The organism is Janthinobacterium sp. GW460-12-1-14-LB5 (assembly GCF_059423585.1).
Genome location: NZ_JBWKYD010000033.1, coordinates 23,300 through 33,961 on the forward strand (window position 1 = coordinate 23,300; position 10,662 = coordinate 33,961).

At 62.9% G+C, this 10,662-nt stretch carries 8 protein-coding genes and 1 tRNA gene; 6 read left to right on the forward strand and 3 right to left on the reverse strand.

All coding sequences use genetic code 11. From position 1 onward, the window contains the following. Window positions 1-57: 57 nt before the first annotated feature. Window positions 58-597 (reverse strand): DUF2058 domain-containing protein, encoded by a 540-nt coding sequence (locus AC07X6_RS25735; protein WP_494792830.1) that lies wholly within the window; start codon window positions 595-597, stop codon window positions 58-60. Window positions 598-863: 266 nt separating this feature from the next. Here AC07X6_RS25735 and AC07X6_RS25740 point away from each other — a divergent pair, with 266 nt between their 5' ends. The 3 genes from AC07X6_RS25740 to AC07X6_RS25750 all read left to right on the forward strand — a co-directional run bounded on the left by AC07X6_RS25740 (window position 864) and on the right by AC07X6_RS25750 (window position 6,126). Continuing rightward, entirely contained in the window at window positions 864-1,169 is a 306-nt protein-coding gene (locus AC07X6_RS25740) for a PsiF family protein (RefSeq protein WP_071079602.1), read from the forward strand. Between the two features lie 194 nt (window positions 1,170-1,363). After that, window positions 1,364-3,628, forward strand: coding sequence for a putative bifunctional diguanylate cyclase/phosphodiesterase (locus tag AC07X6_RS25745; protein WP_494792831.1), 2,265 nt, complete (start codon window positions 1,364-1,366; stop codon window positions 3,626-3,628). A 92-nt stretch (window positions 3,629-3,720) separates the two neighbouring features. Further along, window positions 3,721-6,126 carry a S9 family peptidase gene (locus tag AC07X6_RS25750; RefSeq protein WP_494792832.1) on the forward strand — a complete coding sequence of 802 codons (2,406 nt, stop codon included), beginning with the start codon at window positions 3,721-3,723 and terminating at the stop codon, window positions 6,124-6,126. A gap of 42 nt (window positions 6,127-6,168) precedes the next feature. Here the strand turns inward: AC07X6_RS25750 and AC07X6_RS25755 are convergent, their stop codons facing one another. Beyond that, a complete protein-coding gene (locus AC07X6_RS25755; protein ID WP_494792833.1) occupies window positions 6,169-7,164 on the reverse strand; it encodes a cytochrome-c peroxidase in 996 nt (331 codons plus the stop codon). A 207-nt stretch (window positions 7,165-7,371) separates the two neighbouring features. Here AC07X6_RS25755 and AC07X6_RS25760 point away from each other — a divergent pair, with 207 nt between their 5' ends. Beyond that, window positions 7,372-7,809 (forward strand): hypothetical protein, encoded by a 438-nt coding sequence (locus AC07X6_RS25760; RefSeq protein WP_494792834.1) that lies wholly within the window; start codon window positions 7,372-7,374, stop codon window positions 7,807-7,809. A gap of 42 nt (window positions 7,810-7,851) precedes the next feature. Here AC07X6_RS25760 and AC07X6_RS25765 read toward each other — a convergent pair whose 3' ends face one another. After that, window positions 7,852-8,622: a hypothetical protein gene (locus AC07X6_RS25765; protein WP_474294525.1), complete on the reverse strand. Its 771-nt coding sequence runs from the start codon at window positions 8,620-8,622 to the stop codon at window positions 7,852-7,854. A gap of 119 nt (window positions 8,623-8,741) precedes the next feature. On the opposite strand from AC07X6_RS25765, the gene AC07X6_RS25770 reads away from it, so the two are divergent. Next, window positions 8,742-8,817, forward strand: a tRNA-Phe gene (locus AC07X6_RS25770). A 117-nt stretch (window positions 8,818-8,934) separates the two neighbouring features. Then, window positions 8,935-10,662: PKD domain-containing protein (locus AC07X6_RS25775; protein WP_494792835.1), on the forward strand; the 1,728-nt coding region annotated here is incomplete at its 3' end.

The following is a 10,662-nucleotide window of genomic DNA, read 5'->3' on the forward strand; positions in this document are numbered from 1 at the left end:
GGTTGGCGTTTTTATTGAGTCGAGCAAGGCTGCCGGCTGCGGCCAGCCCCATCGTTCTTACCACATCAGATCATCAGGAATCTGGAACGCCGCGTACGGATCATCCTCGTCCACCTGCGTGCTGGCCTGCTTGACGCGCACGACGATGGCCGGGTCGCGTTCGGCGATCTTGTCGGCGATGACGCGCGGCACCAGTTCCACGGCGCCGCCCAGGCAGACGATCACCAGACGCCCCGCCACCAGGTGGGCCTGCACGGTGGCCGTCACGTAGATGCGCTCGATCTTGTTGTTGAACGTGAAGTTATACGGCACGTCGCCGTTGTTGCCCTTGCTCTGGCGATTCTTTTGCACCATTTGCGCGATCTGCGCCACGATGGCTTTCTGGTTGGCGGCCGCGTCGCGCTGGGCGTTCAGCTCACGCGCCCGCTCGGCGTTCTTGCGCTGGGTCTCGAGCGCGGCCAGGCGCACTTCGTCGACACTTTGCGTGCCGCTCTTGCGCTCGTCCTTCTTTTGCTTGCTCTTGTCCTGGTTGGCCAATTTGACCTTTTTCTTGTCGACCAGGCCGGCCTTTAAAAACTGCTCTTGCAACGAGACCATAACTACTCCGTATTGAGGGTGCGCCGGCCAAGGCAGCGGCATCGGCCGGTGGAAAGACGCTAGCATAGCAAAAAAAGGGGCCGCTGCCGCCGCAACATGGCTGCCTTGGCCAGCGGGCAGGCACTTGACAACGGCCAGTAACAAAAAGAAACACTCGAGTGGAAATTTTGTTGATAAATGTCATATAGTTAGTTACGTTTTGCATATCGGCAGTTGTCTGCCGGTTGCACGTCCCCTTCCACTGACTGCGTCTACAAGGATTTGCCATGAAACAATTAATCGCACTCTGCATCGCCGCCGCGTTTGCCAGCACCGCCTTTGCCGCCGCACCGGAAGCGGCGCCCGCCGCCAAGACGGCGCAACAGTCGAAAATGACCACCTGCAATGCCGATGCCGCCGGCAAGAAAGGCGATGAGCGCAAAACCTTCATGAAGGAATGTCTGAGCGCCAAGCCGGCGCCGGCCATGACGCAGCAAAACAAGATGAAAACGTGCAATGCCGACGCCAAGGACATGAAGGGCGACGCCCGCAAGGCGTTCATGAAAGAATGCCTGAGCGCGCCCAAGAAATAAACACCGCTTCGAAGCGCCAGTGCGCGCTGCACAGCGCCAGCCGACAGGCTGGCTTTTTTTTTGCGCCAGCAACACGCCGCCCGGCAGGCAACCATGCTTAATGATCAAGATGACATGGAGAAAGATAACGCGTAGTATTTAATCAACCTACTGCTCAGTACGGTTACACGGCATTCTGGAGAAAGGACGGCAGCGTGGCGGCGTCGAACGATCTCGCGCACTGGCGCGGCCAGGTCTTTGACCGCCTGCTGCAGGTGGTGCTGCTGCTTGGCTTCATCACGGCCATTCCCAGCGCGCTGCTGGCCGCAAGCGAAGCCATCTGGTCCATCGTCGCCCTCGACTTGCTGGCCATCGGCTGGATCGGCGTCATCTGGCATAGTCGCGCCATGCCCTACCGCTGGCGCGTGTGGCAATTCCTCATCGTCGCCTACCTGGTGGGCGTGGGCCTGCTGCTGAAAATCGGCCCCGTCAGCCAGATCTACATGATGCTCATGCCCGTGCTGGCGGCCCTGCTGCTGGGCATGCGGCCAGCCCTGTCGACCCTGGTCCTGACCTCGCTGACCATCTTTTTTCTCGGCCTGCATCCCGACGTCGCCCTGCACCTGCCGGGCACGCCCGATTCTCCCATCCTGCGCGCGCTGATCGTGGCCCTGAACTTCCTGTTCATCGCCGCCGTGCTGACCCTGTCCTGCGCCTTCCTGCTGCGCCACCTGGAAGACAGCAGCCAGGCCTTGTCGCAGCTCAACGCCGAACTGGGCTTGACGGCCACGGCACTGGCCCGCCTGAACGACATGGTGATGATCGCCGACGTGGTCGATGCCCCGCCCGGCCCCGGCACGGTATCGGCCACGCGCATCATCTTCGTCAACGACGCCTTCGAGCGCAGCAGCGGCTATGCGCGCGCCGAGGTGCTGGGCCGCAGCCTGCTGTTCCAGCAAGGCCCCGCCACCGATACGGGCGAACTGGCGCGCATCGCCGCCGCCATGGCCCGCGCCCAGCCGGCCAGGGCGGAATTGCTAAACTACAACAAGGCCGGCAAGGCGTACTGGGTCGAGGCGGAACTGGTGCCGTTCACGGATGCGGATGGCAGGCAGACGCACTGGGTGGCCGTCGAGCGCGAAATCGACGAGCGCAAGAAATCGGAAGCGGACATCCACCGCCTGGCCTTCTACGACGTGCTGACGGGCTTGCCCAACCGGCGCCTGCTGATGGACCGCATCGGCCACCTGCTGGCCGCCGCGCCGCGCGCCCCTGCCATCAGCGCGCTGATGTTCATCGACCTCGACCACTTCAAGCACATCAACGACGCGCGCGGCCACGCCACGGGCGACGCGCTGCTGCGCCTGGCGGGCGAACGGCTGGCGCAGCTGATGCGCAAGGCCGACACGGTGGCGCGCATCGGCGGCGACGAATTCGTCGTGCTGCTGGCGCACCTGGCCGGTGACCTGGACAGCGCCGCCCGCGCGGCGGCCCAGGTGGCCGAGAAGATCCGCGCCGCCATCGCCCGCGACTTCGATATCGACGGGCAGTCCTATCATTGCAGCGCCAGCATCGGCGTGACCCTGCTGCCGAAAGCGGGCCAGCAGGCGCACGACCTGCTGCGCGAAGCGGACATCGCCATGTACCGCGCCAAGGCGGAAGGGCGCAACGGCATCGCCTTCTTTGAAGCGGCCATGCAGGCAGGCGTGGAGCGGCGCCTGACCCTGGAACGGGCGCTGGCGCGCGCCCTCGACCTGGGGCAATTGCGCATGCACGTGCAGCCGCAGGTCGACCGCCATGGCCGGGTGACGGGCGCCGAATTGCTGATGCGCTGGCCGCAGGCGGACGGCAGCTTTATCGCGCCCGGCATCTTCATCCCCATCGCCGAGGAATCGGGACTGATCGTCAGGCTCGGGCACTGGGCCCTGCGCGAAGCGTGCCGCGCCGCCAGGGTGCTGGCGCAGGCTGGCCGGCCCGTCCCTCTGTCCGTCAACGTCAGTCCGGCCCAGTTCCGCCAGCCCGATTTCGCCGCCCGCGTGCAGGCGGCGCTGGCCGAACACGGCACGCCGGCCGGCGCCCTGATCCTGGAACTGACGGAAGGCTTGCTGATCGACCAGCGCGACGCCTCGCTGGCGCGCATGCGCGACCTGGCGGCCCTGGGCATCCGCTTTTCCATCGACGATTTCGGCACCGGTTACTCCAGTCTCGCCTACCTGACCTCGATGCCGCTGTACGAACTCAAAATCGACAAACGCTTCATCGACGACACGCCGCGCGATGCGCGCGGCACGGCCATCGTGCAGGCGATCCTGGCCATGGCGCGCCACCTGGGCTTGCGCGCCGTGGCCGAAGGCGTGGAAACGCAGGAGCAGGCCGACTTCCTGATCGCCCACGATTGCGACGGCTTGCAGGGCTACCTGTATGCGCGGCCCATGCCGCTCGACGACTTTCTCGCCTGGCTGGCCCTGCCCCGGACTTAGCTTTCCGATATTTCCTGCATGAAACTCCTCCGCTAGAATACCGGCCTCATAGCCTGCACCTTCACCATCCCCTTTTATTAAAGCGATCCCCGATGCGTCTGGTTCTTCCCCTGTTGCTCCGTCCCTTGCTGCTGTCCCTGCTGGCCGCCGCCCTGCCCGCCACCCATGCGGCCCCCTCCACCGCCGCGGCCCCCACGCCGATCACGCTGGACCAGGCCATGGCCGATCCCGACTGGATCGGCACACCCGTCGAAGCGGCATGGTGGGGCTGGAATGGCCAGCTCTACTACAAGCAAAAGCGCCTCGGCTCGCCCTTGCGCGACACTTTTCAAGTAGCCGGCGCGCATGCCAAATTAAACAGCGGCAAGAAGATTGACGATGCGCAACTGGCCAACCTCGATGGCCAGCAGATGATCGTCAACCGGGCCGGCACACGCGCCATCCTGTTGCGCAACGGCGACTTGTTCGAGCGCGACCTGAAAAACGGCGCCTTGACGCAAATCACAAGGGGCGTCTCCGCCATCAGCGACCCGCAATATTCCGCCGACGGCGGCGCCGTGCAATACCGCAGCGGCAGCGACTGGTTCAGCTGGAGCCGCGCTGACCGCCTGAGCGCCCCCGTCGCCCTGCTGCGCGCGGCCAAGGACCCGGACGCCAAGCCGGAAGCGGACGCCCTGCGCGAACTGCAGCTGCGCCTGATCGTCAACCTGGCGCGCCAGAAGGAAGACCGCGACACGAGCCGCGAGCGCCGCCACGAAGAGCGCCGCCTGGACGCCACGCGCGCGCCGGAACCGATCTACCTGGGCGACAAAGTGACGATTTCCGGCAGCGCCCTGTCGCCGGACGGCCGCTGGCTGCTGTTCGTCACGCAAGACAAGGCCGCCGAAAAGGGCAAGCTGGGCAAACTGGCACGCTACGTCACGGAAACGGGCTACCCGGAAGCGGACGACGAGCGCACGCGCGTGGGCCGCAACATGCCGATCGCGCAAAGCCTGAAGCTGGCCGACCTGCGCACGGGCCAGGTGCGCGACATCGGTTTCGACAGCCTGCCCGGCATCGCGGTCGATCCGCTGGCCTCGCTGCGCGCCGAGCAAAAACTGCCGCCGCTGAAAGGCAACCGTGCCGTGCGCATCGACGCCCAGCGCGACGGCATCGCCTGGAGCGACGACGGTTCCAAGGTGGCCGTGCGCGTGCGCGCCATCGACAACAAGGACGGCTGGCTCGCCACCGTCGACCTGGCCAACGCCTCCCTGGTGCCAGCGCACCGCATCAGCGACACGGCCTGGGTCAACCGCCGCGCCGAGGAATTCGGCTGGCTGCCCGACAACGCCACCCTGTGGTATCTGTCCGAGGAAAGCGGCTACGCCCACCTGTACGCGAAAACGGGTACGGCCCCAGCGCGCGCATTGACGCAAGGCAAATGGGAAGTGAGCGCCGTCGAGTGGAGCCGCGACGGCAAGACTGCCTATTTTATGTGCAACCGGCAGGCACCGGGCACGTATGAAGTGTGCGCCAGCACGGCCAGCGATGGCGGCGCGCGCGAAGTGACGAATCTGAAAGGCGTGGAAAACTTCGGCCTGTCGCCCGATGGCGGCAAGCTGCTGCTGCGCTACTCGACCAGCTATATGCCGGCCCAGCTGGCGACCATTTCCGTGACGGGCGGCAAGGCGACCATCCTGACGGATACGCGCAGCGAGGCCTTCAAGGCGCGCAACTGGGTCATGCCGGAACTGGTGCAAGTGCCGTCCACGCATGGCGCGGCACCGATCTGGGCCAAGCTGTATCGCCCCGCAACGCTGGAAGCAGGCAAACAGTATCCGATCGTCATGTTCGCGCATGGCGCCGGCTACCTGCAGAACGTGACGCAGCGTTATCCCGTGTATTTCCGCGAGCAGATGTTCCACAACCTGCTGGTGCAGCAAGGCTATATCGTGCTCGACGTCGACTACCGCGCCTCGCTCGGCTACGGCAGCGCCTGGCGCACGGCCATCTACCGCCAGATGGGCCACCCGGAACTGGAAGATTTCATCGACGGCGCCAACTGGCTGGCAGCCCGGCACCAGGGCGACATCAAGAATGTGGGCATCTATGGCGGCAGTTATGGCGGCTTCATGAGCCTGATGGCCCTCATGCGCGCGCCGGACATCTTCAAGTCCGGCGCCGCCCTGCGCCCCGTGACGGACTGGAGCACCTACAACCACGAGTACACGGCAAATATCCTGAACACGCCGGAGGTCGACCCGCAGGCGTATAAAATCTCGTCGCCGATCGAATACGCCGATAAACTGACGGGCAACCTCCTGATCGCCCACGGCATGATCGACGACAACGTGTTTTACCAGGACTCCGTGCGCCTGTCGCAGCGCTTGATCGAGCTCAAGAAGGATAACTGGGAAATGGCCAGCTACCCGATGGAGCGCCACGGTTTCGTGCAGCCGGAAGCGTGGTATGACGAGTACCGCCGTATCTATCAGTTGTTCCAGAGAACATTGAAATAAACCCCGATGCCCGCTTGATGCGGGCATTTTTCATAGACTCATTCAGTCAAACGGCACGGGCCGCGGCGTCGTGTCGCTCGATGGCGGCAGGATCGGCAGCACGAGGTGCGGCTGCTTGCCCGTCAGGGTTTTCAGGAAGGCCACCAGTTTCGCGTTTTCATCGGGCGTAAACGTGCGGCCCAGCTGCAAGCGGCCCATCACGTCGACGGCTTGCGTCAGGGTCGCCGCTTCGCCATCGTGGAAGTACGGGTACGTCAATTCCACGTTGCGCAGGGTCGGCACCTTGAAATTGAAGCGGTCCGCATCCTTGCCCGTCACGGCCGAGCGCCCTTCGGCCGTCATCGCCGTCTTGTACGGTTCGACGACCCCCATCTTCTGGAAGGTATTGCCGCCCACAGCGGGGCCGTTATGACAGGCGATGCAGCCGCTGGATTTAAATAACTGGTAGCCGGCCAGCTCGTCTTTCGTCAGCGCGCTTTTCTTGCCCATCAGCCATTGGTCGAAGCGCGAACCGGGCGTCACCAGCACCTCTTCAAAGGCGGCGATGGCGCGCGTGACTTGCTCGATGGTCAATTTATCCTGGCCAAACACCTGCTTGAATTCCTTGCGGTAGGCGGGAATCGAGGCCAGCACGTCGATGGCCAGCTCGTGCGTAAAAGCCATTTCGCCGGGATTGGCGATGGGGCCGCCCGCCTGCTCCTGCAAATCCTTGGCGCGGCCATCCCACATCTGCGCCACGTTCATGCTGGCATTGAGCACCGTGGGTGAGTTGATCGGCCCGCGCTGCCAGTTGTGGCCGATCGAAGTCTTGATATTGTCCGTGCCACCCATGCTCAGGTTATGGCAGCTGTTGCAGGAAATAAAGCCGGAGCGCGACAGGCGCGGGTCAAAAAACAGTTTCTTGCCCAGCTCGACCATGGCCGGATTGGCCACCTTGGCGGCCTTGATCGGCTGGATCGGCTCCTTTTCCGCGGCATGCAGGACGCCGCCGAAGGCCAGGCTGGTGATGAAGAGGAAGGGTGAGAGGGTGCGGCGCATAGTCTAACTCCTGGAAACATTCCCGAATCGGCGGCACGCGCCGGCGCGGGAATGCAGCGCACCGGCCCGGTTGCCACCCGTACATCGCAGATTGGATGTTAATTTATATTAACTTTGACTGCTTGACAATGAAAATGACGGGGATCAAGGTTCTGGCCAATGCGAATCGCGCTTGCCATTTGGGCAAGCGTGGCACATGATGAGGGCATGCAAACGCCAACCTACTCCGCCCTGTTGCCCCTGCTGCGCGCCGCATGCGCCAGCTTCCTGCTGCTGGGCGCCAGTGCCTGCGGCAGCGCCCCCGCACAAGATGCCCCGCCCGCACCCGGCAATGCCGGCTTGCTGGCGCAAATCCAGGCGGAAGTGGGCGCCGCCGCCTGCGATTCCACCCAGCAATGCCAGACCATCGCCATCGGCGCCAAGGCTTGCGGCGGCCCCGAGCGCTACCTGGCCTGGTCCAGCAAAAGCAATGACGGCAAGAAACTCAAGGCGCTGGCCCAGGCGCACGCCGAGGCCAGCCGCAAGCAGCAGCAGGCGGACGGCATGATGTCGACCTGCTCCATCGTCACGGACCCGGGCGCCACCTGCGAAGCGGGACGCTGCGTGCTGCAAAAGAGCGGCCTGGGCGGCAGTTCGGCGATGTAAAAAAAGCCGCTGGATCAGCGGCTTGTGAGGTTTTGCAACATTTCAGGATTGCAGCTGCAAGGTCTTGATGATTTTGCTTTCCACTTTCTCGCCCGCACCCGAGGTGGCATTCTTGCTCTCCTTGCGCAGCAGCAATAAGCGGTCGCCGCTGACGCCATACAGGCGCGTCTCGTCCGTCTTTTGCGTAAAGCTGATGACGACAAAGGCGCGCCCGCTCACATCGAAGTGAAAATGGCTGGCCAGCGGCGTGCCGTCGGCGGCGATCCACACATCGATGCCGCCGTCGAACTTCTTCACATACTTGCGGTCTTTCTCAGGTACCTTGTCGAGCGACAAGGTAAAACTGAGCAGGCGCGCCGGCTTGCCCTTGTAACTATCGATCTTTTCGCCGCTGAACACGGCTTCCTCGATCTCGCGCGACAGGGAATCGGCCGCCGACACCATGGAACGCAACTCCGCCGCCTTCATTTCCCCCAGCGCAAAGCCGATCGGCGTCTTGACCTTCGGATCTTTCACCCTGGCGCGCTGCTCGGCTTCCACTTTCGCCAGCAAGTCCTTGCCGTAGAGCACTTGCAAGCCCGCCGGTCCGCCTTCGACAGCCACCGTGGCCTGGCCGCTATCCTCTTCCGCCGCCTTGCCCTCACCCTCGCGGCGCCAGGTTTTCGACTCCACCTGCGCCTTGATGGGCAACTGCCCCTGCAAGCGCGCCAGCGCCGCATTCAGATCGGCCAGGCCATCGGCCCGCGCCGTACCGCAAAACAAACTGAACAAGCCCGCAGCCGCCAAGCCCTGCACTCCAATACGTCGCTGCATCGCCACATCCCTTCAGCTCATACAAGGATGCCAAAACACCATGTTTTGGCCATCTGTTGCATTTGAACACAGCTAGCTCTGGTCAGGTGGAAAGTCTTTCTGCTATAATTCGCCGCCTTGGCCTGGTAGCTCAGTCGGTAGAGCAGAGGATTGAAAATCCTTGTGTCGGTGGTTCGATTCCGCCCCGGGCCACCAAGAATTCAGCAGCACATAGCAAAAAGCCAACCTTCGGGTTGGCTTTTTTGTTTATTGAATTGCTCGCGTCCAGCCTATCGCCAGTCACGCTGCAAGCCGCGCAGCGCAGCGCGCCGCTTGAAAAAATACATCCCTACGCCCGTTCAAGTGCATCGTCTTAAATTTCAAGGCGTAAAATATTGCTCAAAGATATATAATTTCCCTCAACTCAATAGACTGACTCCGGCAAGAGCTTGGCCGTTTGAGCGTGACGCCACATGGCATCACTTTAAAAACCAAAAATGGATAGATTTGATGAAGACTTTGGCAATTATGCTTGGTTCCTGCATGCTCGTTGCATGCGGTGGCGGTGGTAGCGACTCCTCACCGGCCCCTGCTAGCCCGGCAGCGTTAACCGTCAACGGCACTGCCGCAACGGGGAAAGCCATTGCTGGCGCCATGATTACTGCCAAATGCCAGACGGGCACAGGCAACGCCACGACGCTGGCCGACGGCAGCTACAGCCTTGCCGCCGCCGGCGGCAAACTACCGTGCCTGCTCCAGATCACCGATCCGGCAGATGGCTCCAAATTGCACACGCTCGTGCTGGGAAGCGGCAGCGCCGCCACTGCCAACATCACGCCGCTGACCGAAATGCTGACGGCGCGGGTATTGGGGAACGAACCCGCGATCTTCTTTGCCGCTTTTGACGCCGCTATTGCCGGCAGCAAGATCAGTAGCACTGCAGTGAAAGCAGCGCGGGCTGACGTGGCTACGGTACTGAGCGGTGTCGTCGACACGAGCCCGCTCGCTGATTTCCTTGCCACACCATTGAAAGCCGCGACGCAGGGCAATCCGGCCGGCGGCGATGCGCAAGACAGGCTTCTGGATACGCTCAGAACAAAAATCAATGCCGCCCAGCTTACCCAGGTCGTCACCGCGCTGGCCAATATCCGTAATCCAGAGACCATCAAGCAAGTCATCGCCGATATTGCCGCAGTCCCCCCTGTCGCCCAGGCTGGGCCGCTACAAAGCGTGGTAACGGGTACTATCGTTACGCTCGATGGCAGTGCCAGCTCGGCCGATGCCGGCCGCACACTCAGCTATGCATGGACCCTGCAATCCAAACCGGCAGGCAGTACGGCAAGCTTGTCGTCGCCGACCTCCGCCAGACCCACGTTTACGGCGGATGAGGCTGGCATTTATGTTGCCAGCCTCATCGTCAACGACGGCAAGGTCAGCAGCAACGCCGCAGCGGTCAGCATTACGGCCAGTGTAGCCAACGCGGCGCCGGTTGCGCACGCAGGCTACGCGCAAAATGTCTTGTCCGGCAGTGTGGTGGAACTCGATGGCAGCGCCAGTTCGGATGCCAATGGCGATGTCTTGACGTTTGCCTGGAAGCTGACGGAAAAACCGGTGAACAGTAAGGCCACCTTGTCTTCCGCCAACTCGGCCAGGCCCACCTTTACCGCCGATGCCTCCGGCTTATATGTCGCCAAACTCATCGTCAACGATGGCAAGGCGAGCAGTGCAGATGCGACGGTCACTGTCAGCGCCAGCGCCGTCGACACCTCTGGCCCCGTCGTGTCGGCCATCACTGTCACCCCAACCATCGTTGACGTCTCGCAGGCAAGCCAACTCGTGACGGCCACGGTGACCGTGACAGATGCCACCGGGATCGATCTCAGCGCCCTGCCCAATCCCTATTGGCACAGCATCGCCGATATCGGCGGCACACGCATCGACAGCAAATGGGTGCTGGCATCCGGCGACGCGAAGCATGCTACGTTCAGTTCAACGGTGACGATCCCCGCAGGCGCCAAAGCCGGCTCCTGGACGGTTGGCTGGACAGCGTTCCGTGACACA